26 protein-coding genes and 1 tRNA gene are annotated in these 23625 nt (G+C 61.7%); 16 read left to right on the top strand and 11 right to left on the bottom strand.

The genetic code is table 11. The features are described from left to right. Positions 1-4: 4 nt before the first annotated feature. From ASF61_RS00250 to ASF61_RS00265, 4 genes are read right to left on the bottom strand one after another with little or no spacing between them, the layout of a single operon-like run. On the bottom strand, positions 5-844 hold the full coding sequence (locus ASF61_RS00250) for an EI24 domain-containing protein (RefSeq protein ID WP_056149895.1): 840 nt from the start codon (positions 842-844) through the stop codon (positions 5-7). Next, positions 844-1839 carry a sterol desaturase family protein gene (locus ASF61_RS00255; RefSeq protein WP_056149898.1) on the bottom strand — a complete coding sequence of 332 codons (996 nt, stop codon included), beginning with the start codon at positions 1837-1839 and terminating at the stop codon, positions 844-846. Before ASF61_RS00255 ends, ASF61_RS00250 begins: the two co-directional genes overlap by 1 nt. After that, positions 1836-2630 carry a polysaccharide deacetylase family protein gene (locus ASF61_RS00260; protein ID WP_056149900.1) on the bottom strand — a complete coding sequence of 265 codons (795 nt, stop codon included), beginning with the start codon at positions 2628-2630 and terminating at the stop codon, positions 1836-1838. Before ASF61_RS00260 ends, ASF61_RS00255 begins: the two co-directional genes overlap by 4 nt. Continuing rightward, positions 2630-3622: a YncE family protein gene (locus ASF61_RS00265; RefSeq protein WP_156369414.1), complete on the bottom strand. Its 993-nt coding sequence runs from the start codon at positions 3620-3622 to the stop codon at positions 2630-2632. Before ASF61_RS00265 ends, ASF61_RS00260 begins: the two co-directional genes overlap by 1 nt. 186 nt (positions 3623-3808) lie before the next feature. On the opposite strand from ASF61_RS00265, the gene ASF61_RS00270 reads away from it, so the two are divergent. Continuing rightward, the gene (locus ASF61_RS00270; RefSeq protein WP_056149903.1) at positions 3809-4165 is read left to right on the top strand and encodes an FKBP-type peptidyl-prolyl cis-trans isomerase; all 357 of its coding nucleotides are present in this window, start codon (positions 3809-3811) and stop codon (positions 4163-4165) included. Positions 4166-4269: 104 nt separating this feature from the next. On the opposite strand, the gene ASF61_RS00275 is transcribed toward ASF61_RS00270, so the two are convergent. Continuing rightward, a complete protein-coding gene (locus ASF61_RS00275; RefSeq protein ID WP_056149906.1) occupies positions 4270-5193 on the bottom strand; it encodes a hypothetical protein in 924 nt (307 codons plus the stop codon). Positions 5194-5417: 224 nt separating this feature from the next. Here ASF61_RS00275 and ASF61_RS00280 point away from each other — a divergent pair, with 224 nt between their 5' ends. Both ASF61_RS00280 and ASF61_RS00285 read left to right on the top strand, forming a co-directional pair. After that, positions 5418-5708, top strand: coding sequence for an HU family DNA-binding protein (locus ASF61_RS00280; protein ID WP_019921569.1), 291 nt, complete (start codon positions 5418-5420; stop codon positions 5706-5708). Positions 5709-5917: 209 nt separating this feature from the next. Then, positions 5918-6169: an acyl-CoA-binding protein gene (locus ASF61_RS00285; RefSeq protein ID WP_019921568.1), complete on the top strand. Its 252-nt coding sequence runs from the start codon at positions 5918-5920 to the stop codon at positions 6167-6169. A gap of 42 nt (positions 6170-6211) precedes the next feature. On the opposite strand, the gene ASF61_RS00290 is transcribed toward ASF61_RS00285, so the two are convergent. Further along, positions 6212-6493, bottom strand: a complete 282-nt coding sequence (locus tag ASF61_RS00290) for a polyhydroxyalkanoic acid system family protein (RefSeq protein WP_056149909.1) — start codon at positions 6491-6493, stop codon at positions 6212-6214. A gap of 237 nt (positions 6494-6730) precedes the next feature. On the opposite strand from ASF61_RS00290, the gene fdxA reads away from it, so the two are divergent. From fdxA to ASF61_RS22460, 9 genes are all read left to right on the top strand, one after another. Beyond that, entirely contained in the window at positions 6731-7054 is a 324-nt protein-coding gene (gene fdxA, locus ASF61_RS00295; RefSeq protein WP_056137511.1) for a ferredoxin FdxA, read from the top strand. Positions 7055-7141: 87 nt separating this feature from the next. Next, on the top strand, positions 7142-8206 hold the full coding sequence (locus tag ASF61_RS00300; RefSeq protein ID WP_056149912.1) for an NAD(P)/FAD-dependent oxidoreductase: 1065 nt from the start codon (positions 7142-7144) through the stop codon (positions 8204-8206). A 265-nt stretch (positions 8207-8471) separates the two neighbouring features. Continuing rightward, entirely contained in the window at positions 8472-9719 is a 1248-nt protein-coding gene (locus tag ASF61_RS00305; protein WP_056151145.1) for a polyhydroxyalkanoate depolymerase, read from the top strand. Between the two features lie 73 nt (positions 9720-9792). After that, a complete protein-coding gene (locus ASF61_RS00310; RefSeq protein WP_056149915.1) occupies positions 9793-10203 on the top strand; it encodes a MarR family winged helix-turn-helix transcriptional regulator in 411 nt (136 codons plus the stop codon). 3 nt (positions 10204-10206) lie between these two features. Next, the gene (locus ASF61_RS00315; protein ID WP_056149917.1) at positions 10207-12006 is read left to right on the top strand and encodes a chloride channel protein; all 1800 of its coding nucleotides are present in this window, start codon (positions 10207-10209) and stop codon (positions 12004-12006) included. A gap of 27 nt (positions 12007-12033) precedes the next feature. Beyond that, positions 12034-12753, top strand: coding sequence for an electron transport complex subunit RsxB (rsxB, locus tag ASF61_RS00320; RefSeq protein WP_056149920.1), 720 nt, complete (start codon positions 12034-12036; stop codon positions 12751-12753). Next, positions 12750-13397, top strand: a complete 648-nt coding sequence (gene nth, locus ASF61_RS00325; RefSeq protein WP_056149922.1) for an endonuclease III — start codon at positions 12750-12752, stop codon at positions 13395-13397. The genes rsxB and nth overlap by 4 nt, the downstream gene beginning before the upstream one ends. Before the next feature lie 84 nt (positions 13398-13481). After that, a complete protein-coding gene (locus ASF61_RS22455; RefSeq protein WP_082491132.1) occupies positions 13482-14588 on the top strand; it encodes a DUF262 domain-containing protein in 1107 nt (368 codons plus the stop codon). A gap of 9 nt (positions 14589-14597) precedes the next feature. After that, positions 14598-15263: an MAE_28990/MAE_18760 family HEPN-like nuclease gene (locus ASF61_RS22460; RefSeq protein WP_082491133.1), complete on the top strand. Its 666-nt coding sequence runs from the start codon at positions 14598-14600 to the stop codon at positions 15261-15263. On the opposite strand, the gene proB is transcribed toward ASF61_RS22460, so the two are convergent. The 4 genes from proB to rplU form a co-directional block, all read right to left on the bottom strand. After that, positions 15260-16378, bottom strand: coding sequence for a glutamate 5-kinase (gene proB, locus ASF61_RS00330; protein ID WP_056149923.1), 1119 nt, complete (start codon positions 16376-16378; stop codon positions 15260-15262). The two genes, ASF61_RS22460 and proB, sit on opposite strands and share 4 nt — an antisense overlap. A 217-nt stretch (positions 16379-16595) precedes the next feature. After that, positions 16596-17705, bottom strand: a complete 1110-nt coding sequence (gene obgE, locus ASF61_RS00335; protein ID WP_056149926.1) for a GTPase ObgE — start codon at positions 17703-17705, stop codon at positions 16596-16598. 108 nt (positions 17706-17813) lie between these two features. Continuing rightward, positions 17814-18074 (bottom strand): 50S ribosomal protein L27, encoded by a 261-nt coding sequence (rpmA, locus tag ASF61_RS00340; RefSeq protein ID WP_019921557.1) that lies wholly within the window; start codon positions 18072-18074, stop codon positions 17814-17816. A gap of 38 nt (positions 18075-18112) precedes the next feature. Further along, positions 18113-18424: a 50S ribosomal protein L21 gene (rplU, locus tag ASF61_RS00345; RefSeq protein WP_056149930.1), complete on the bottom strand. Its 312-nt coding sequence runs from the start codon at positions 18422-18424 to the stop codon at positions 18113-18115. A 271-nt stretch (positions 18425-18695) separates the two neighbouring features. Between rplU and ispB the strand changes: the two genes are divergently transcribed. Continuing rightward, entirely contained in the window at positions 18696-19685 is a 990-nt protein-coding gene (ispB, locus tag ASF61_RS00350; protein ID WP_056149933.1) for an octaprenyl diphosphate synthase, read from the top strand. Positions 19686-19727: 42 nt separating this feature from the next. Here the strand turns inward: ispB and arsC are convergent, their stop codons facing one another. After that, complete coding sequence (gene arsC / locus ASF61_RS00355; protein ID WP_056151147.1) at positions 19728-20075, bottom strand: arsenate reductase (glutaredoxin); 348 nt, start codon at positions 20073-20075, stop codon at positions 19728-19730. A 116-nt stretch (positions 20076-20191) separates the two neighbouring features. Here arsC and ASF61_RS00360 point away from each other — a divergent pair. From ASF61_RS00360 to ASF61_RS00370, 3 genes are all read left to right on the top strand, one after another. Next, positions 20192-20268 (top strand) — tRNA-Pro (locus tag ASF61_RS00360). 224 nt (positions 20269-20492) lie between these two features. Then, complete coding sequence (locus tag ASF61_RS00365; RefSeq protein ID WP_056149936.1) at positions 20493-22208, top strand: AMP-binding protein; 1716 nt, start codon at positions 20493-20495, stop codon at positions 22206-22208. 182 nt (positions 22209-22390) lie between these two features. Then, positions 22391-23518 (top strand): acyltransferase family protein, encoded by a 1128-nt coding sequence (locus ASF61_RS00370; RefSeq protein WP_056149941.1) that lies wholly within the window; start codon positions 22391-22393, stop codon positions 23516-23518. The last annotated feature ends 107 nt before the right edge of the window (positions 23519-23625 follow it).

Here is a 23625-nt window from a genome sequence, read left to right on the forward strand (position 1 = left end):
TTTCTCAAAGTTCAATGGGGGTGAGGTCGGTCGCTGGCGCAGCAGGCGCCTGCCCGGCGCGCATGCGCGCCAGCGCCTCCAGGCAGTAATACGCGAACCACAAGCCGGTAAAGATAAACACCAGCACGTACAGCCAGATCGATGCGGCAGCCAGGAACGGGAACAGCACCACCGCCATCACGCCGCCGAGCCAGATCGCACCGGGCAATGCGCCGGCCGCGCCGGACACCATGCCGATCACCAGCAGGCGCCAGCGGTGCGCGGCCAGGATGGCGCGCCGCTCCTCGGCGCTGGCATAGTCGGCCAGCACGTCGTACACCATCACGCGGCAGGTCAGCCAGCCCCACAGCATGGCCTGCACCAGCACCGCCAGCGGCGGAAACACGTACAGCGGCAAGGTGACGATCCACAGGCCGATAAAGATCAGCATGCCGCCGAGAGCCGTGCCGACGCTGCCCATCAGGCTGCCGCCGTGGCGCTGCACGAGCTGCGGGTAATGGCGCAGGCCCACGTGGCGGCAGATCAGCGGCATGGCGACCAGGCCGATGAAGATCAGCGCGGTCAGTATCATCAGGGGCAACAGCAGCAGCATCGCCACCAGCGGCACCACCACCGTGGTCAGCGTGCCGAGCCCGAACGAGCGCAGCCAGCTGGTGCTGGTGGCAAACAGATTGTGTTCGGCAAACAGCCTGTGCATGGCGTCGATCAGCGGCTGCAGGCCGAAGTACAGCAGCACGGCCCACACGGCCACGGCCAGCAGGAAAGGCGCCAGGCTCATCGCCAGCATCTTGCCATGCCATTGCGACAGGAAGGCGCGCCCCCAGGCGCGGGCGACAGCCCCCATCAGACCACATCCTTTCTTGCATATTCCACCAGGCGTTTCAGGGCCAGCCAGTGTTGCGACCAGAAACCTTTGCCGTATTCGCGGCCCGGCACCACGGTGCCGTCCGGCGCCGTGGTCGGCAGCTGGTCGCGGATGCCGGTAGTGACGAATTCGGGTGTAAAGTTGGCGGTCCTGAACAGGATATCCCATACCGGCAGCAGCACGGCAAAATTGCAGCCGCCCAGCGTGCCGGCGCCGTGCGACTCGTGGCCGACGCCGATCGCGTGGTGCATGCGGTGGTAGCGCGGCGACACCAGCAGGCGCTCGCCGAGCCAGCCGAAATGGATGCGCACATTCGCATGCTGCAGGCTTTGCAGGATGCGCGACACCGACACCAGCAGCACGTATTGCGACGGTTCCACGCCGATGCACAGGGCAATCACGCCCATGTAGATGTCGCGCAGGAAGTCGTCGAGCACGTGGTTGCGGTTGTCGCTCCACAGGTTCATGTTCTGCTGGCTGTGGTGCAGGCCGTGCAGCGCCCACCACCAGTTGAAATGGTGCGAGGCGCGGTGGTACCAGTAATCGAAGAAATCGAGCACGACGAAATACACGACGAAGGCGCCGAGCGGACTGATGGCGGGGAACAGCGATTCGAGATTGAACGGCTGGAAGCTCTCGAAGCGCAGCATGCCGGCCAGCCCGTCGAGCAGCGGATCGAGGGTAAAGAAGATCAGCACCGAAAACAGGCCGATCCGGTGCAGCACGGTGTAGATGAAATCGTTCCAGCGTGCGCGCGGGTCGGTGAACTTGTGCACCGGGATCAGCGCTTCCATCGGCCGCAGCACCAGAAACAGCAGCACCAGTTCGAGCACGCCGATCATCAGCCACTCGGTGCCCTCGAACGCTTCTTCGACGTATTCGCCAAAGCCGAACTGGAACACCAGCGGCTGGATGACCGTTTCGAACAACCAGCCCTGGGCGGTGCCGAACCAGTCGGAAATCATTTGCATCATGGCGGTTTGAACCAAGAAGAATAATCAGGGTGCTCGCGCAGCGTGGCAAAGCAAAAACCTTTTTGCTCCAGGCCGCTGATCAGCGGCTCCAGGTTGGCGGGCGCCCACGCATCCTTGCGCGACCAGATGCCCATGTGGGCCACGAAGATGTCGCCGCTGCGCAGCGCGCGCAAGGACTTCTGTAACAATACCGGATTCGGGTAAGCCGTGCTCGACAGCTCATCGCCGGAGAAGCCGGCCGCGGCCCAGCCCACGTGCGCATAGCCGCAGGCCTTGGCGGCGGCGACCGTGCGCGGCGACGTGCGCCCGGCCGGGGCGCGCCACAGCGGGTCCAGGTGCGCGCCGGTCAGTTCGACGAAGCGGCGATCGACGCGCTTGATTTCTTCGCAATACTGGTCCGGCGTCAGGCTGCGGATCTTGCCGGCCTCGGCGCCGAAGCCGGGCTTGACGCGGAACCGGCCGTCCTTCTCGCCCACCAGCACATCGTGGTCGAAGGTATGCGAACCGAAGGCATGGCCTTCGGCCACGCGCGCCTTCCAGTAGGCCGACCAGGCCGGGTCGAGCGAATAGTCGCCGCGCACGGTCTTTTCGTTGGCAAGGAAAAACGTGGCCTTGATGTGGTGGCGCCTGAGCGTGTCGGCAATCAGCTCGGCCTGCGACTGGCTGCCGGTATCGAAGGTCAGATAGATCGTGCCCTTGCAGACGCCGGCCGGCGCTGCAGCAGCAGCCGGTACGGTGCAAGATGCGGCGGCCAGTGCCGCCAGCGACGCAGCGATGGTTTGGCGCACCATCAGCGCTGGGCGGAGTTCATGAAGAACACGCCGTGCGGCGAGCGGCCCACCGGGATCAGCTTGATGAGCTTGCGCGTCTTGAGGTCGATCACCGCCACCTTTTTAATCCAGCGCAGCGTGACCCACATGGTCTTTCCGTCGTCGGTGATTTCCATGCAATCGGGGCCGCCGGGCACATTGATCTGGCCGACGTTTTCCAGCGTCTGCTGGTCGATGATGTTAATCGAATTCGACACCCGGTTCGACACATAGGTATAGCGGCCGTCGCCGGCCGAGCGGAAATTGTGGGCGCCCATGCCGGTCTTGATGCGCTTGACCGTCTTTTGCGCCTTCCAGTCGATCACTTCCACGTAATCGCTGCCCATGATGCCCACCAGCAGATACTTGTCGTCCGGCGTCATCGCGATGCCGGCCGGCAGCTTGCCGACCGACATGGTCCACTTGACCGCGCCGCTGGCCAGGTCGATGGCGCTGACCTGGTCGCTGCCCTGCTGGGTGATGAAGACCATGGTGCTGGCCGCATTGAACGCCATGTGGCTGGGCAGCTTGGCCAGCGGAATGCGCTTGGTCAGGGTCAGGTTGGTGCCGTTATAACGGTACAGGTCCACGCGGTCGAGCCGCAGCGAGTTCGAGACGAACCACTTCTGGTCCGGCGAAAAGCCGATCTGGTAGGGATCGAGGATATCCTTGAGGGTGCGCTGGATCTGGCCCGACTTCGGATCGAGAAAGATCAGCTCGTTGCCGACCGAGCTGGCGACGATCAGCGACTTGTTGTCGGGCGTGGCCATCAGGTGGTGTGGCTCCTTGCCGACCGGGAAAGTCGACAAGCTCTGGTACGTGGTCTGGTCCAGCAACTGCACGGTCGCGTCACGCGAGTTGAGCACCACCACCACGTTGGCCTGCGCAGTCTGGACAAAGGCCAGCGCGCACACGCTGGGAACGACAAGACGGCGGACGATACGGCGGAGATTGCGTTGGAGACTGCTGAGCATGAAGAGATCGCTTGGTAAGCGCAAATGAGAATACAGACTTTATTTTACGTGCAAACCCGGCCGTAACGCGGGGGAAAGTTCACAATTATTCCGGCGCGTGGGCCGCTGTGCCACACGGTGCCATGACGTCAACTTGTCGCTGCTGCTACAATTGATAGCTTGTTCCCAACAACAGAAGGAAAAGCTATGTCCACCATCACTACCGGCTCCGGCCTGCAATACATCGAACTGACGGTTGGCGAAGGCGCCGAAGCCAAGGCCGGTCAAAACGTCACCGTGCACTACACGGGCTGGCTGCGTAACGACGATGGCAGCAAGGGCGCCAAGTTCGATTCGAGCAAGGACCGCAACGATCCGTTCGAGTTCGCGCTGGGCGCAGGCATGGTGATCCGGGGTTGGGACGAAGGTGTGCAAGGCATGAAGGTCGGCGGCGTGCGCCAGCTGATCATCCCGGCCGACCTGGGCTACGGCTCGCGCGGCGCCGGCGGCGTGATTCCACCGAACGCGACGCTGATCTTCGACGTGGAACTGCTGGGCGTTTAAGTTATCCGCAACAGCATGACCGCGCCGCACCGGCAAGGCCGCGCTGCGGCAGGTCCGGCAGCGGCGGTGCGGTCGCGCCGCGCTGCGAACGCGGCGCCGCCAAGCTAGCGCTGCCAGTTCCGGCGCAGCGCTTCCTGCTCCGCCCTTGCATCCATCATGCCCCCGACGATGCGCTGATCGATTGCCTCGAGCACCGCGGTCGGCATTTCCGCGCCCGGCTGCGGCGCAGCCATCGGCGGCGCAGGCCGCATATTCTGCACCAGCACCGGCACCCGCCATTCCTCGCTGGTGCGGCAGGCCAGTCCCACCAGGTCTTGGCTCAGGCCCACCAGCGTGAAGGTGCGGCAATAGCCGCCCTGGTTCGACAGGAAACTCAGTCCCACCCGCACATCGCCTTTCGACGGCGCCGCACCGCCCGATTGCCGGCTCAGCGCCAGATCGAGCTTGCCTTGCGCGACCAGCATGCCATTGCGGCTGATGACGGTGGTGGGCGCGACCGGCGGCTCGCCCAGCCAGGCCGGCTGCCAGTACACCAGCACATAACGTCCCACCAGCACGCCGGCGACCAGGGCCAGGCCGAGCGCAGCCCAGACGCGCCAGCGCCAGTGCGGCGCCAGCAATTGCGTGTGCGCCTGCGTTTGCGCCTGGGCGTGGGCGTGGGCCTGGGCCTGGGCTTTGCGGGCAGCCTGCTGCACCGCCACGCGCTGGGCGCGGATGGCCGCCAGGTGCACCACCTGGGCCTGGCGCGACTGCGCGGGATTGGGTGCGATGTGAGCCTTTCGCGCGGCGTGCGACTGGTGCGGCTGCTGCGTGCGCGGCCCATGTTGTCCATGCTGCCCCTGTGGACCTTGCACAGCGCGCGACGCCGGCTGCGCCTGGTCGATAGCGACTGCGCGCTGGGCGCGCAGGTGCGCGACCCGGCGCGCCAGGCTGCTGTCGCGCCGCATGGCGTGCTCGATCGCACCGCGGGTGGTGGCGTCGAGTTGACCATCGGCATAGGCCGTCAGTGTGTCGTCTGAAAAGCTCATCGTCCTGCTCATCTTCGCTGCGCAAGTCGTGCCATCATAACCCTTTTTCAGCGCGACGCGAGTCCGTCAGGATCGCGTAAGCCCTTGCTGCACAAGGGCGCACGCGGCGCCGACCGGAGCGCGGCAAGTGCCGCAAGGCTTACTTTGAAACTCTTCACGTGCAAACCATTACATCTGACAATATTTATGCTAATCTGCGCGCTCTAATAACCAAGGAGGTAGTAATGAAAAAAGGCGAACTGATTGCTGAATTTGCGAAACGCACGGAGATGTCTGCTGCTGCCGCCAACACCGCAGTAAATACGCTGATCGCCATCGTGACCGAGCGCCTGAAAAAAGGCGACACGGTCGGCATCACCGGCTTCGGCACCTTCTCCGTTGCCAAGCGTGCAGCACGCAAAGGTCGCAATCCGGCAACCGGCGAAGCGATCAAGATCGCCGCGTCGAAAACCCCGAAATTCTCGGCGGGCGCCACCCTGAAGTCGGCTGTCAATCCGGCCAAGAAAGCCAAGTAATCGAGGTCAGCAGCCATAACAAGAACGCCGGCGCGCGACAGCGCAGCCTGCGACAAGTAACACGGCGGTTCATGCCAGGCCAACAGCCTGCCATGGCCGCCGTTGTGCATTGGGGTCCGTGTTTTTGAGGGTGCCCTCTAACGGTTTTGCCTGATGCTGCGGGTATGATGAGGCGTGACCAACCTTGCAAACCCACACCAGGAGATGACATGAGCTTACAAGCACAATTCGAACAAGCCCAGGCGGATTCGAAAAACCTGCCGGAACGTCCGGACAATATGACGCTGCTGAAAATCTATGCACTGTTCAAGCAGGCGTCGGTCGGCGACGCCACCGGCGAGCGCCCCGGCTTCACCGACATGGTCGGCCGCGCCAAGTTCGACGCCTGGGACGCCCTCAAGGGCACCAGCGCCGATGACGCCAAGCAGCAGTACATCGACCTGATCGAAGACCTGAAATAATCGCGGCGGCAGGTCCACCCGGACCTGCGGCTTTTGCTGGCGTCAGGCCGGCGCGAACACGCGCCGCATCTTGTCGGCCACCTTGCTCTCGATTTGCGCGGCAAAGGCGCTGATCGGGAAGCCCAGCGCGATATGCAGCTGCGCCTGGTTGGGCAGCAAGCTCAGTGTGCCATTCACGCCGCTGCGCTCGAAGCGCAGCACATCGCCATCCCAGCGCGACGCCAGTTCGAATTGCTCGGACAATTTGTCGGCCACCTGCTGCGCTGCCGCGCGGGCCTGTTCGGGCGCCAGGTGATGTTCCTGGACGAGGTTGATGTCCGCCATGCACTTCCCTTAAAAATAAAACAAAGGCTGCATCATGCCAGTTGCGCCGGCGTGACGCCAGTGGCCACGGTGGCATGCGGCTTTGCGGCCCGCCTTGCTGCATTTGCTTATATGTATAGTATCTAAGCGCCGTTTGTGAGAAATAAGGAATTACCTTAAAATGCAGTGCTTTGCCGAGGTTAGCCGGCTACGCCATCGCCGCCGACGCCACTGCGCACCAACATTGATAGGACTGTTATGACTCACGTTGTCACCGAATCTTGCATCAGCTGCCGTTATACGGACTGCGTCGATGTTTGCCCGGTAGATTGTTTCCGCTCTGGACCGAACTTTCTCGCCATCGACCCGGACGAGTGCATCGACTGCGCCGTCTGCGTGGCAGAGTGCCCGGTGAACGCGATTTACGCGGAAGAAGACGTGCCCGGCGACCAGCAGCAATACATCAAGCTCAACGCCGACCTGTCGCGCCACTGGCCGTCGATCACCAAGACCGTCGCCCCGCTGCCGGATGCCGACCAGTTCAAGGATGTCAAGGATAAGCTGCACCTGCTGGTACGCTAAGACGCTGGTCTGGCCAGGCAACACCGGGCAGCGCGCCGCGCGCGGTCCCGTGTTGCCTAACCACTATTGAAATCACAGGAAAAACGTATGAATAGCACTGTCACCCCTACCGGCGTCATCGAAACCGATGCCGTCATCATCGGCGCCGGCCCGGTCGGCCTGTTCCAGGTCTTCGAGCTGGGCCTGCTGGAAATCAAAGCGCACGTGATCGATTCGCTGGGCGCGGTAGGCGGACAATGCGTCGAACTGTATCCCGACAAGCCGATCTACGACATCCCGGCCGTGCCGTCGTGCACCGGCCAGGAACTGACCGACAACCTGCTCAAGCAGATCGAGCCGTTCGAACCGACCTTCCACCTGGGCCAGGAAGTGGTCAAGGTCCAGCGCCGCGACGACGGCCGCTTCGACGTGGCCACCACGGCCGGCACCGAGTTCATCACCAAGACCATCTTCATCGCAGCCGGCGTCGGCTCGTTCCAGGCCCGCACGCTGAAAGTGGACGGCATCGACGTGTTCGAAGGCTCGCAGCTGCACTACAAGGTCAAGGATCCGGCCCAGTTCGAAGGCAAGAACCTGGTCATCTGCGGCGGCGGCGACTCGGCCCTGGACTGGGCGCTGAACTTCGTCGGCAAGGCCGAATCGGTGGTGCTGCTGCACCGTCGCGAAGACTTCCGCGCGGCGCCGGCCTCGGTCGCCAAGATGAAGGCGCTGTGCGACGAGTACGAAATGCAGCTGATCATCGGCCAGGCTACCGGCTTCGAGAGCAAGGACGACAAGCTGACCGAACTGAAGGTGACCGGCCAGGACGGCGTTACCCGCCGCGTGCCGCTCGACATGCTGCTGGTGTTCTACGGCCTGTCGCCAAAGCTGGGCCCGATCGCCGAATGGGGCCTGGACATCGAGCGCCGCCAGCTCAAGGTGCAGGATACCGAGAAGTTCGAAACCAATGTCCCGGGCATCTTCGCCGTGGGCGACATCAACACCTACCCGGGCAAGAAGAAGCTGATCCTGTCGGGCTTCCACGAAGCCGCGCTGGCCGCCTTCGGCGCTGCGCCGTACATCTTCCCGGACAAGAAGATCCACATGCAGTACACCACCACCTCGCCCAAGCTGCACAAGGTGCTGGGCGTGGAAACGCCGGTGTTCGATTAACGCCTACCCTGCTAGCGTTTCGCCAGTAACGCAACAGCAGGAGTCGATGTCCTACATAAAAGCAGCGGAAACGCTGCTTTTTTTATGGGTTCGGCGGTATTATTCTTGAGACTGGGATGTTGCGCTAGATCAGCAATTTTTCCCAAAAGCAGCATCAATGCGCATGAAAGCCGGCCTGAACTGCCGCGCGCCGCCGAACCGGCGTATCATGCAGGAATTGGTGCAGCGCACCATACCGCATCATACCAATACCGGGACGACCATCATGCTCTACCAACTGCACGAAATGCAACGCTCACTGCTCACACCGCTGATGCAGTGGGCCGACGCCTCCGCCAAGATTTTCAGCAACCCCGTCTCGCCGCTGGCGCACACGCCGTTCTCGCAGCGCATCGCCGCCGGCTACGAGCTGATGTACCGCCTCGGCAAAGATTACGAAAAGCCGGCCTTCGGCATCAATGCCTCGCCCGTCAAGGGCATGGCCGATGACGAACCGGTCGGCATCATCGAGCAGGTCGCGGTCAGCAAGCCGTTCTGCCGCCTGATCCATTTCCGCAAGGATCTCGACCGCGAGCAGATCGCAACGCTGGCGCAGCCGACCGTGCTGCTGGTGGCGCCACTGTCGGGCCACCACGCCACGCTGCTGCGCGACACCGTGCGCGGCCTGCTGGTCGAGCACGACGTCTACATCACCGACTGGACCGATGCGCGCATGGTGCCGCTGTCGGCCGGCGCCTTCCATCTCGACGATTACATCTATTACGTGCAGGATTTCATCCGCCACCTGGGCCCGGACGTGCACGTGGTGTCCGTCTGCCAGCCGACGGTGCCGGTGCTGGCCGCCATTTCGCTGATGGCCACCGCCAACGATCCCAAGCTGCCCAAGACCATGACCATGATGGGCGGCCCGATCGATCCGCGCCGCTCGCCGACGGCCGTCAACAACCTGGCCACCGAGAAAAAATTCTCGTGGTTCGAAAACACCGTGATCTACCCGGTGCCGTCGAATTACCCGGGCTTCGGCCGCAATGTCTATCCGGGCTTCCTGCAGCACGCCGGTTTCATTGCCATGAACCCCGGCCGCCACGCCCAGAGCCACCGCGATTTCTACAACCATCTGGTCAAGGGCGACGAGGAAACCGCCGAGTCGCACCGCAAGTTCTACGACGAGTACAACGCCGTGCTCGACATGCCGGCCGAATACTACCTCGACACCATCAAGACCGTGTTCCAGGACTTCGCCCTGCCGCTGGGCACCTGGCAGGTGGGCGGCCAGCTGGTGCGCCCGCAAGACATCACCTCGGTGGCGCTGTTCACGGTCGAAGGGGAACTCGATGACATCTCCGGCGCCGGCCAGACCCAGGCTGCACATGACCTGTGCAGCAATATTCCGGACACCATGAAGCAGGACTTCGTGGCCCCGGGCGCCGGCCACTACGGCATCTTCTCGGGCCGCCGCTGGCGCGAGATGGTGTGCCCGAAAATCACCGATTTCATCAAGCAGCACGCCTGATTACCCTGCCCGGCCGCGCACGCGCACCGGGCATTTTTTCGGTCCAATACATCATACTGTGATATATTTGGGCATGACTGCTAAAACTCTCCGCAAATCGGACTTTGCCGCGCTGTCCGAATTCCGTTACCAGATGCGCCGCTTCGAACGCTTTTCCGAAGACGTGGTGCAGGCGCAAGGCATCACCCCGCTGCAGTACCTGCTGCTGCTGCACATCAAGGGCTATCCTGACCGCGACTGGGCCACGGTGGGCGAACTGGCCGAGCGCCTGCAGGCCAAGCACCATGGTGTGGTGGCCCTGGTCACGCGCTGCGAAGCGATGGGCCTGGTCGTGCGGCGCGTGAGCGACACCGACCGTCGCCGCGTGGAAGTGCACCTGCTGCCGCAAGGCGACACCATCCTGGCTCAGCTGGCCGAACAACACCGCGCCGAGCTGCTCTCGCTCGAAGGCGTGTTCACCATTCCCACCATCCGCCATGAGTAAGTAATGCGTAATCATGATACCCGTCGCGACTTCGACGGCCAGTCGCGCCTGCTGCTGCTGGCCGGCATTGCCGTCATCGTCGGCGCCCTCAGCACCGTCACTGCCGACCTGCTGCTGCACGCGATCCGCTTCTTCACCAACCTATTCTTCTTCCAGACACTGTCGACCGCTTTCACGTCGCCGGCCCGCCATGGGCTGGGCGCCGCGGTGATCGTGGTGCCCGTGCTCGGCGGCCTGGTGGTGGGCCTGATCGCCCGCTACGGTTCGGAAGCGATCCGCGGCCACGGCATCCCGGAAGCGATCGAAGCGATCCTGTTCAAGAAAAGCACGATGTCGCCCAAGGTGGCCGTGCTCAAGCCGCTCGCTTCGGGCATCGCCATCGGCAGCGGCGGCCCGTTCGGCGCCGAAGGGCCGATCATCATGACCGGCGGTGCGGTCGGCTCGCTGATCGGCCAGCACGTGCACCTGACGGCAGCCGAGCGCAAGGCGCTGCTGGTGGCCGGCGCCACGGCCGGCATGACGGCCGTATTCGGCACGCCGATCGCAGCCGTGTTGCTGGCGGTGGAACTGCTGCTGTTCGAGCTGCGGCCGCGCAGCCTGGCGCCGGTGGCGGTGGCCTGCGCGGTGGCCGGCTTCTTGCGCCCGTTGCTGATCGAGGCGGGCCCGCTGTTCCCGCTGCAGACGCAGGCGCTGCCGCCGTCGGCGCTGCTGTCCTGCCTGATCGCCGGCGTGCTGTGCGGCATGCTGGCGTGGCTGCTGTCGAACGCGCTGTACAAGGTGGAGGACGGTTTCCACAAGCTGCCGGTGCACTGGATGTGGTGGCCGGCGATCGGCGGCCTGGCCGTGGGTATCGGCGGCTACCTGCAGCCGCGCGCGCTCGGCGTCGGTTACGACGTCATCGCCGACCTACTCAACAACCACCTGGCCGCCACCGCGATCGCCAGCCTGTTGCTGGTGAAAGCCGTGATCTGGCTGCTGGCGCTCGGCTCCGGCACCTCGGGCGGCGTGCTGGCGCCGCTGCTGATGCTCGGCGCCGGCCTGGGCGCCCTGCTCGGCCCCTACCTGCCCGGCGGCGAGCCGGCCGTGTGGCCGCTGGTGTTCATGGCCGCCACGCTGGGCGGCATGATGCGCGCGCCGGTGATGGCGGTGGTGTTTGCGTTCGAGCTGACCCACGACGCCAACGCCCTGCTGCCGGTGCTGGCTGCCGCCACGGTGGCCTATGGGTTCACGGTGCTGACCATGGACCGCTCGATCCTGACCGAAAAGATCGCCCGCCGCGGTCACCACATCTACCGCGAATACGGCATCGACCCGCTCGAGCGCCACAGCGTGGCCGAGGTGATGAGCCACAGCCCGGACACCATCGCTGCCGACGCCCTGCTGACCGACGTGGTGCGCACCCACTTCGGCCCGGACGGGCGCCACCGCGCCTACCCGGTGGTGGACGGCGCAACCGGCGCGCTGGTGGGCATGCTTGATCACACAACCGCGCAAGCAACCGCGCGCACAGGTGCGGCCAGCCGGCCCGCCACCGTGCCAGTGCGCGTTGCCGAACTGTTCGGCGTGAACCTGCCGCTGGTGGCGCTGCCCGGCGAGACCTGCCGCGCGGTCGCCACGCGGATGGCCTTGCACGGCGCTGGCCGGCTGCCGGTGGTGGCCGACATGCAGTCGCGGCGCGTGGTCGGCATCCTCAGCAACAGCGACCTGGTCAAGCCGGCGCTCGGCCTGCACCTGGAAGAGCTGGAGCGGGAAACGATGCGCCGCGTGCGGTTTTTCGGTGCGCGGCGCGCAGATGTCGGATAATGGCGTTTTACCGTTTTTGAAACTGCCGTGTCCGAACAATCCACCGCCAGCCTGGCCGACCGCATCGAAGACGTTCTGCCGCAAACGCAATGCACGAAGTGCGGCTACGATGGCTGCCGTCCGTACGCCGAGGCGATCGCGGCCGGTGCGGCCGGCATCAACCAGTGCCCGCCCGGCGGCGCCGAGGGCATTGTCCGGCTATCCGCCGTCACCGGCCGCCCGGTGATTCCCCTCAATCCCGTCAACGGCATCGAGCGCCCGCGCGCGCTTGCCTACATCGACGAGGCGCTGTGCATCGGCTGCACGCTGTGCATCCAGGCCTGCCCGGTGGACGCCATCGTCGGCGCCGCCAAGCTGATGCACACCGTGGTGCCCGCGCTGTGCACCGGTTGCGACCTGTGCGTCCATCCGTGCCCGGTCGATTGCATCATCATGTACCCGGTCACCGAGACCACCGGCTGGGCCGCCTGGAGCCAGCCCGAGGCTGACGCCGCGCGCGAACGCCACGACTGGCGCACCGTGCGCCTGCAGCGGGAAAAACAGGAAAACGACGAGCGCCTGGCCGCCAAGGCCGCCGCCAAGATGGAAGCGGTCGACGCGCTGGCGCCGGTGGACGACGCTGAGGCGGCAGAGAAGGAGCGCAAGCGCGCGATCATCGCCGCCGCCATGGAACGCGCGCGGGCCAAGAAAGAGGCGGCGGCTGCGGAATCCGGCGCAGCGCGCCAGAACGGAACCGAGACTGAATGAATCCTGCCAAACGCCATGAAATGTTCGTGCGCTTCCGCGCCGCCAATCCCCATCCCAAGACCGAACTCGACTACACGACGCCGTTCGAACTGCTGATCGCCGTGCTGCTGTCGGCCCAGGCCACCGACGTCGGCGTCAACAAGGCCACCCGCAAGCTGTACCCGGTGGCCAACACGCCGCAAGCGATCCTCGACCTGGGCGAGGAAGAACTGAAAACCTATATCCAGACCATCGGCCTGTACAAGACCAAGGGCAAGAACGTGATCGCCACCTGCCGGATGCTGGTGGACCTGCACGGCGGGCAAGTGCCGCGCGACCGCGAGTCGCTCGAAGCCCTCCCCGGCGTCGGCCGCAAGACCGCCAACGTGGTACTGAACACGGCCTTCGGCGAGCCGACCATGGCGGTCGACACCCACATCTTCCGCGTCTCCAACCGCACCGGCCTGGCGCCGGGCAAGAATGTCGACATCGTCGAACAGAAGCTGCTCAAGTTCGTACCGAAGGAGTTTTTACAGGACGCCCACCACTGGCTGATCCTGCACGGCCGCTACACCTGCAAGGCGCGCAAGCCCGAGTGCTGGAACTGCATGCAGCGCGACCTGTGCGATTACCGCAGCAAGACGCCGGCGCCGGACGGGGTGTGAGACAAATTTACAATTTTCTCGAAATGGGACTAGAATATTCTAATCCGACTAAAATCATGTATTGCAAGAAATTAAGGGGAAGCCATGGCACTGACTGAAGAAATACAAACCGCTAGAAAAAAGGTTGTCACAGATGGCTACGAGATGTCTCTTGGTGAAATAATTAATCTTTATAAGGAAAATGAATTAATTATAGATCCAGTATTTCAGAGGCTTTTTCGTTGGGATGATGAAAGAAAGACTCGATTTATTGAATCTTTAATTCTCGGCATTCCTATCCCTCCAATTTTTGTATATCAACATGAAACTGGAGTCTGGGAACTGATCGATGGTCTTCAACGCATTTCTACGGTTCTACAACTTACTGGCGACCTGAGCGGAGACCGAGCTGAACAGTTGGGTCCTTTGATCCTAAACGGAACCAGGTTTTTGCCAAGTTTAAATGAAAAAAGGTGGAAAGATTCGACGCCCGACTCTGGAGACGGCTTAGGTCAAGCACTCCAGATTGAGATAAAAAGAGCGAGAGTACGCGTCGAAATACTTAAGTCTGATAGCGATTTTTCAGCTAAGTTCGAATTATTTCAGCGATTAAATACCGGTGGCGCTCGACTGTCTGAACAAGAAGTACGCAATAGCATTGCCGTTTCTTTAAATCGAGAATTTTATGATTGGTTGATCGCACGATCCAATGAAGACTCATTTATACATACGACTGACCAGACTACAACAGCTCTTGAGTCACAACTTGGGGTGGAACTAGCATTGAGGTTCTTTGCCTTCCGATCTGTCCCATACATATCAGGCTTAGATGTACATGAATACCTTGATGACGCTCTTCTGAAAATTGCAGGGAATGGAGATTTCGACCTTCAAGAAAATCAAGTAATTTTCCACAAAACCTTTAAATATCTCGATGAAGCTTTGGGTGATAAAGCTTTTAAACGTTGGAACGGCAACAATTTTTCCGGTATGTTTTTAATGTCGGTTTTCGAAGTATTGTCGATCGGCGTGTCTCAAAATTTGGCTGAATTAGATAAACTATCACCTCAAGAACGCATTGATTTAATTAAAGAAAAAGCGATAATGCTTTGGAGCAACCCTATCTTCACCAAAAATTCTGGAGCTGGTGTCAGAGGAACGACCAGATTGATGCGATTACTACCTCTTGCCGGAGAATTAGTAAGACCTTAGGATTTCTAGATGAACGATATTCGGACACTAACTCAGTTCCAGGACGCACTAGACAAAGAAATGGGATGGCGCGTTAAGGAGATCGGAGCATTTCGTGTAGCATCTACTGGCAACGGTCCAGAAAGAAAGTTCTTTATCCGGGCTGGAATTGCTTTAGTATATGCCCACTGGGAAGGCTTTGTAAAATCCGCATCTGAACATTATTTAAATTTCATCAGTCATCAAGGGCATAAATACAGCGAATTAAAAAGCTGCTTCGCAATATTCGGTTTAAAGTCAAAACTTCAAACGCTCGCCCTATCAAAGCAATCAATGGCAAACATATCAGCTTTTGAATTTATTATAAATGAACTAGAAAACCCAGCCAAGTTAAATCTATCTTCCGCGATAGACACCGAGTCAAATTTATCATCTAAGGTTTTTTCCAATATAGCTAAATCACTTGACATCCAAGTCACCTCATACGAGACGAAGTTTAATCTAATCGACGAAAGCTTAGTAAGTCGACGAAACCAGATCGCACATGGAGAATATCTAGAGTTAGGGGGGCGCGAATTCGGCGAATTAGTAGAAGAAATTCTTCAAATAATGCGTGATTATAAAACTGACCTCCAAAATGCGGCCTCAACCCAGAGTTATAAAAAACCCTTGCAGAATTATTACGTCTACAATTAAATCAGCACCAGATTATCGCGGTGCACGAGTTCCGTGCCTTCCACAAAGCCGAGGATGGCTTCGATCTCGCTGGACGGCTTGCGCATGATGCGGCGCGTTTCCGCGCTCGTGTAGTTCGACAGGCCGCGCGCCACCGGTACGCCGGCGCCATCGACGCAAGTGATCACGGCGCCGCGGCCAAATTCCCCTTTGACTTCCACCACGCCGATCGGCAATAGCGACTTGCCCTCGGCCGTGAGCTTTTGCACGGCGCCCGCATCGAGCACGACCTGGCCTGCCGTATGCAGATGGTCAGCCATCCACTGCTTGCGCGCGGTCAGGTGGCCGGTCTCCGCCTGCAGTTCGGTGCCGATCGCCTCGCCGCCGGCCAGCCGCTCAAGCACACGGTGCTCACGGCCGTAGGCGATCACCGTGTGGGCGCCCGACTTGGCGGCGCGCCGGGCGGCCAGGATCTTGGTCAGCATGCCGCCGCGCCCCAAGCTGCTGCCGGCGCCGCCGGCCATCGCTTCGAGCGCCGGGTCGCCGGCGCGGCCGTGCGCGATCAATACGGCAGCCGGGTCCTTGCGCGGGTCGGCGCTGTACAGGCCTTGCTGGTCGGTGAGGATGATCAGGGCGTCGGCCTCGATCAGGTTGGCCACCAGCGCGCCGAGCGTGTCGTTGTCGCCGAACTTGATTTCGTCGGTGACCACCGTGTCGTTCTCGTTAATGATCGGCACGATCCCCAGACGCAGCAAGGTGGTCAGCGTGGAGCGGGCGTTCAGGTAGCGTTCGCGGTCGGCCAGGTCGGCGTGGGTGAGCAGCACCTGGGCCGTGCCCAGGCCGTGGGTGCGGAAGCTGGTTTCGTAGATTTGCGCCAGGCCCATCTGGCCGACGGCGGCGCAGGCTTGCAGTTCGTGGATGTCGTGCGGGCGGCGTTCGAAACCGAGGCGCAGCATGCCCTCGGCAATGGCGCCGGACGACACCAGCACCACCTGCTTGCCGAGCGCGCGCAGGGCAGCGATTTGCGCTGCCCAGCGGGCAATGGCGGCGTGGTCGAGACCGCGGCCGTCGTTGGTGACCAGCGACGAGCCGACCTTGATGATGATGCGTTGGGCTTTTTGGATGACGGAATTCATGGGGGCGACACGGCTCCAGACTAGCGAAAGAAAACGACGGTACTGCGAAGCTGCCAGATGTGTTGAAAGTGCGCAGGTCGGGGCGGATGGCCCTGCATGGCAGAGAGGCGCCGGCCTTGTGGTGACAACGGCGGCGAGCATCATCAGCTGCCCGGAATAAAAAAAGGCATAAGCAGCGCATGCTGATTATGCCTTTGATATCGAATTTCGTCGAGGATCAGTCGAGGATCTTGAAGCGCGGATCGTCCGGATCGATCGACGAAATGCCGCGTGCTTCTTCGGTCATCTGCGTTTCCTCGCTGCGCTGGGCGCTGTAGCGCTGCTCTTCCAGGTGTTGCTGGATGGCGTTGACCAGGTCCTGCGTGCCATCGCGGCTCAGTGCCGAAATCTCGAACACCGGGCCCTTGAAGCCGAACTTCTTGATGAAGTCCTTCACGCGCTTGGCGCGTTCGTCTTCGGGCACCATGTCGAGCTTGTTGAGCACGAGCCAGCGCGGCTTGTCCACCAGCGCTGCATCGTATTTTTTCAGCTCGTTGACGAGGGCCTTGGCTTCCTTGACCGGATCGACATTGGTTTCGAACGGCGCCAGATCGACGATGTGCAGCAGCAGACCGGTGCGCTGCAAATGGCGCAGGAACTGGTGGCCGAGGCCCGCACCTTCGGCGGCGCCCTCGATCAGCCCCGGAATGTCGGCGATCACGAAGCTTTTCTCGTGCGAGACGCGGACCACGCCCAGGTTCGGGTGCAAGGTGGTGAACGGGTAATCGGCGATCTTCGGACGCGCATTCGACACGGCCGAAATGAAGGTGGACTTGCCGGCATTGGGCATGCCCAGCAGGCCGACGTCGGCCAGCACTTTCAGTTCCAGGCGGATTTCGCGGCGTTCGCCTTCCTTGCCTTCGGTTTTCTGGCGCGGAGCGCGGTTGGTCGAGGTCTTGAAGTGGATATTGCCCCAGCCGCCCTCGCCGCCCTTGGCCAGCAATTCCATCTGGCCGTGCTCGGTCATGTCGGCCAGGATCTCGCCCGAGACATCGTCGATGACCAGCGTGCCGACCGGGATGCGCAGATGCACATCGTCAGCGCCCTTGCCGTAGCAATCGGCGCCACGGCCCGATTCGCCGTCTTTCGCGCGGTGCACCTTGGAGTAGCGGAAATCGACCAAGGTATTGATGTTACGGTCCGCTACGGCCCAGATCGAGCCACCCTTGCCGCCGTCGCCGCCGTCAGGGCCGCCGAATGGGCGGAATTTTTCACGGCAAAACGAGGCGCAACCATTGCCGCCGTCACCACCGATCACTTCAATTTTTGCTTCGTCGATAAACTTCATGATGTACCGCCATAAAACTAAAAGGCTCTACCATGGGCAGAGCCTTTCGATTGAAGGCTTGCGCCTTACAAAGCGGACAGTGCGCGCCGCGCACCATCCGTGCAGCCATTACGCTGCTGCGACTACGGTAACGTACTGCTTCGAGCCTGCGCCCTTGACGACGAACTTGACCACGCCGTCCACCAGGGCGAACAGGGTGTGGTCCTTGCCGGTGCCAACGCCTTCGCCGGCGCGCACTGGAGTGCCGCGTTGACGAATGATGATGCCGCCTGCATTGATCGTTTGACCGCCGTAGACTTTAACGCCCAGGCGTTTTGATTCTGAGTCACGACCATTTCGCGTAGTGCCGCCGCCTTTTTTGTGTGCCATGCTAAAGCTCCTTGAATGCTAGAGGTGCCGAAACGGGATTAGCCGTTGATCGAGACGATTTGGATTTCGGTGTAGTTCTGACGATGGCCTTGATGCTTCTGGTAGTGCTTACGACGACGCATCTTGAAAATCTTCACCTTGTCGTGACGACCGTGTGCCACAACAGTAACCAGAACCTTGGCACCTTCAACCAGCGGCGCACCAAACTTGATGCTGTCGCCCGCGCCGACGGCGAGGACTTGGTCGATGGTGATTTCGGAACCAATGTCTGCAGGTATCTGTTCTACTTTGAGTTTTTCGCCAGCGACAACTTTGTATTGTTTGCCACCGGTTTTTATGACCGCGTACATGATTTGAAACCTCTTCAAATGTTAAAAAAAATCCGTCGGCGCCTTGCTGGCGCAGTCACCTGAACAGTGCTGCTGTCCTGCATGGAAACCGGGGAACCGCAGATTATACATGGGATGGGTTTTCGCGTCAAAAACTATTCACAAACCGGCGGCGGCGTGGTATGTCAGTCAATGATCGGGCCGCCAAGATAGACAAATCCACCAGCGCCCCCGGTAGCGGGGGCCATGTCGTATAATCTCGGCACCTATAATGTCAACGCACAGGTTCGTCTTGTCTGCCGCTACCCACACCGCTTCCCAGAACACCATCGCCCACTCGATCGCCGCCGACATGGACGCGGTCAACGCGGTGATCCGCCGCAAGCTGCATTCCGAGGTCAGCCTCGTCAATCAGATTGCCGAATACATCATCAGCGCCGGCGGCAAGCGCCTGCGCCCGGTGCTGGTATTGCTGGTAGCGAATGCCTATTCTTACAAGGGCAGCGCCCACCACGAGCTCGCTGCCGTGGTCGAATTCATCCACACCGCCACCCTGCTGCACGACGACGTGGTCGATGAATCGTCGCTGCGCCGGGGCCGCGCCACGGCCAATGCCCTGTTCGGCAATGCGGCGTCGGTGCTGGTGGGCGACTTTTTGTACTCGCGCGCGTTCCAGATGATGGCCGACCTGGCCAATATGCGCGTGATGCAGATCCTGTCCGAGGCGACCAACGTGATCGCCGAAGGCGAAGTGCTGCAACTGCTGAACATGCACGACCCGGATGTGAGCCAGGAACGCTATTTACAGGTGATCCGCTCGAAAACCGCCAAGCTGTTCGAGGCTGCTGCCGAGCTGGGCGCGCTGATCGCCGGCGCCACCGAGCCGCAGATCGCCGCCGCCGGCGAATACGGCCGCTCGCTGGGCACTGCCTTCCAGCTGATCGACGACGTGCTCGACTACGCCGGCGACGCTGCCGAAATCGGCAAGAACGTCGGCGACGACCTGCGCGAAGGCAAACCGACGCTGCCGCTGATCTACCTGATGGAAAACGGCACGCCAGAACAACGCGAACTGGTGCGCACTTGCATCGAGCAAGGCGACGAACAGCATTTCGACGCCGTCCTCGCGGCCGTCACCAGCAGCGGCGCGCTGGACTTCACGCGCCGCCAGGCCGAGATCGCAGCCGACCGCGCCGCCGAAGCGATTGCCGGGCTGCCCGACAGCCAGTACAAGGAATCGCTGCTGCAGCTGGCGCACTTCTCGGTCAACCGCACCCACTAATCAAACGGCGCCATCGGCGCCGTTTGATTTAATGGATCCCGATTACAGGATCTCCTGCACCAGCTCGAACGGCCGGCACAGGCGCACGCCCTTGTCGGTCACCACGAACGGCCGGTTGATCAGGATCGGATGCGCCATCATCGCGTCCAGCAGCGCCGCGTCCGGCAAAGACAAGTCAGCCAGTCCCAGCTCGGCGTACAGGTCGCCCTTGTCGCGCATGGCCTGGCGCACGGTCAGGCCGGACCTGGCGATCAGGTCCTGCAATTGCGCGCGGGTGGGCGGAGTTTTCACGTAATCGATGATCTGCGGCTCGACGCCGGTGGCGCGGATCGCCTCCAGGGTCTTGCGCGATGTGCCGCACGCGGTATTGTGGTAAATCGTGATTGCCATGGCGCTGCCTTTGAAGTCAAAGCCGGCATTATCCCCCAACCCGCCTGGCCCCGCCCGTGGCGCGCACGCATCAGCCATTGTGTCGGCGCCAGGAATATGCTGAAATATTAAAAAGTCGGGGTGTAGCTTAGCCCGGTAGAGCGCTACGTTCGGGACGTAGAGGCCGGAGGTTCGAATCCTCTCACCCCGACCAAGCAAGACCAGCATGAAGTAAAACGGCAGATGTAGCTCCCTCATCGCTGCCGGTCAGCCCCCCACTCATGATCTGTGCAAGTTGAATCACTGCCCCCTTTGCGGGCATGCCCTCCTGTCCCCAAAAGCAATTGAGCCGTCTGCCTGACGCGTCACCCCACCGCCCACCACCTGCGGCAAATGCTAGACTGCCACCAAAAGTCAACACCACACCAAGGAGACCCCATGCCACAGACGCGCGCTGACCTGCACCGAGCCGCCTCCGAACAACCGAGCTACGCCCACGGCGCCCACGATGTGCCGCTGATCGGCGTCACCATTGGCCGCTTTCTGGCCGACATCGCCGCGCGCCATGGCGGTAACGAGGCGCTGGTGGTGCCGCACCAGCAGGTGCGCTGGACCTATGCCGAACTCGATGCGCGCGTGTCGCGGCTGGCGGCGAACTTGCTGGCGCTGGGGTTGCAGCCCGGTGACCGGGTCGGCATCTGGTCGCAGAACTGCGCCGAGTGGGTGCTGGTGCAGTTTGCCACCGCGCGCGCCGGGCTGGTGCTGGTCAACATCAACCCGGCCTACCGGCGCAGCGAGCTCGAATATGTGCTGGGCAAGGTGCAGTGTGCGGCGCTGATCCTGGCGCCGGCGTTCAAGACCAGCGACTACCTGGCCATCGTCAACGCCGTGGTGCCGCAGCTGCAGCGCAGCCACCCGGGCCAGCTGCAGGCGCCAACGCTGCCGCAGCTGCGCCACGTGATCCGGCTCGGCGCGGAGCGCACGCCGGGCATGCGCAACTTCGACGATCTGCTGGCGCTGCCCGGTGCCGCGCAACAGGCGGCGCTGGCCGCAGCCGAGGCCACGCTGCAGTTCGACGATGCGGTCAATATCCAGTTCACGTCCGGCACCACGGGTGCCCCCAAGGGCGCCACGCTCACCCACCACAACATCCTCAACAACGGTTTCTTCGTCGGCGAAGCGATGCGCCTGACCGAACGCGACCGGTTGTGCATCCCGGTGCCGCTCTACCATTGCTTCGGCATGGTGCTCGGCAACCTGGCCTGCGTCACCCACGGCGCGACGATGGTGTTCCCCGGCGAAAGCTTCGAGCCGGCAGCAGTGCTGGCCACGGTGCAGGCCGAGCGCTGCACCGGACTGCACGGCGTGCCCACCATGTTCATCGGCATGCTCGACCATCCCGAGTTCAGCCGCTACGATTTATCGACGCTGCGCACCGGCATCATGGCCGGCTCGCCCTGCCCGGCCGAAGTGATGAGCCGGGTGATCGAGCGCATGCACCTGACCGACATCACCATCGCCTACGGCATGACGGAAACGTCGCCGGTCAGCTTCCAGAGTTCGGTGGACGATCCCGTGCACTTGCGCGTCTCGACCATCGGCCGCGTCCACCCGCACCTCGAAGTCAAAATCGTCGATGGCGACGGCCGCATCGTGCCGCGCGGCGTAAAAGGCGAGCTGCTCACGCGCGGCTATTCCGTCATGCTCGGCTACTGGGACGACCCGCAGCAAACCCGCGACACCATCGATGCCGCGCGCTGGCTGCACACGGGCGACCTTGCCGTCATGGACGCGCAGGGCTTTGCCAGCATCGTCGGCCGCGCCAAGGACATGGTGATCCGCGGCGGCGAAAACATCTACCCGCGCGAGATCGAGGAATTCCTGTATCGCCACCCCAAGGTGCAGGATGTCCAGTGCGTTGGCGTGCCCGACGAAAAATACGGCGAAGAATTGTGCGCCTGCATCATCGTGCGGCCCGGAATGACCGCCGACGAGGCCGAGATCCGCGCGTTTTGCCAGGACCAGATCGCCCGCTACAAGATCCCGCGCTACATCCGTTTCGTCACCGCGTTCCCGATGACGGTCACCGGCAAGATCCAGAAATACTTGCTTCGGCAACAAGTGACGAATGACCTCGGAATCGGCCAGCAATAGCCACGCCATGGTGCACTGCAAGCATGAAACCAGTTTTATGGTGTTTTTATGATGCAATAAAAACACGAAAAAATAGGTAAATCTGACACCGAAAGTGACGATTTAGACGAACACTATTGGACACAAATCAAGTATCCCCCTTATCATAAATGTTGATTTTTGAAACATTTCCTGGAGGATACATGCATACAAGTGATGCTGTTGCTGCGCCGCACAACAAGCCAGTCCGATTACCGTTCATCGACATCGCCAAAGGGCTGGGCATCCTCCTGATCGTGCTCGGGCATAACCAGATGTTCGGTTTCCGCTTTCCCGATGTCCGCGACTTTCTTACCGCATTCCGCCTGCCTTTCTTTTTCTTCATGGCCGGCGTGACTTTTTCGGTAGGAAACAAGTCGCTCGGACAAGTGGCGCTGCGCCGCGCCGACGCATGGCTCAAGCCGATGGTGGTGGTGGTGCTGGTCACCGGCCTGTTCGATACCATGCTCAACGGCGAAACCTGGGAAAGCGTGTTGCTCGGTCTGGCCTATCCGACCGGGTTCACGATCGATCCGCTGCCGCTGTGGTTCCTGGCCCACCTGTGGTTGTTGTACCTGTTCTGCACGGTGCTGCTCAAGTCCGATGCGCGCCTGTACGACACCTGGCCCAAGCGCATCTTGCTGTTGCTCGTGCTGGCGACCTGCGGCTACCTGATGATGACGACGTTTGCCAGCGGGGCCGACGTGCCGGCCTGCCGCAGCCAGAGCGAATTCAGCACCGAGCTGTTCCAGTGCGGCCTGCCATTTAGCGCCGACATCCTGCTGATGACCAGTTTTTATTTTTTGCTCGGTAATTTTTTATCGAGCCGCATCAAGTTCTTCCAAATCAACTGGGCCTGGGCGGCGCTGGCGCTGCTGGCGATGGCCGTGTTCCAGTTCGGTTTCGATTACAAGATCGACTTCAACCTGCGCCACTACGACACGCCGGTGCTGACCACGCTGCAAGCGCTGTGCGGCATCTACCTGATGCTGTGTACCTGCATGCTGCTGTCCAGGGTAAAAGTGGCGGCGGGCATCCTCTGCTACTTCGGTGCGGCCAGCCTGTTCATCCTGCTGTTCCACCTGAGCATACTGCACGCGCTGCTCCCGGTACTGCAACGCGACATCCATTCAAGCGTGATCATCGTGGTGATTTCGCTGGTGGTGGCTGCGGGCGTGCCGGCCATCCTGTGGGAGATTTGCAAGCACAGCAAGGTACTGTCGTCGCTGCTGCTGCCGCGCAAATGGCAGCGCCAGCCGGTCGTGCACACGGTCCAGGCTACCGCGTCCTGAGTTACCGCACCCGACGTACCGCGCCACCGTGACGCTGCGGTGGCGCGGGATGGTTTGCCGCTGACAGCTACAGCTGATGGCTGACGGCTGGCCGCAGCCGGCAAAAT

Origin of the sequence: Duganella sp. Leaf126 (genome assembly GCF_001423125.1) — a bacterium.
Lineage (GTDB): Bacteria > Pseudomonadota > Gammaproteobacteria > Burkholderiales > Burkholderiaceae_D > Rugamonas.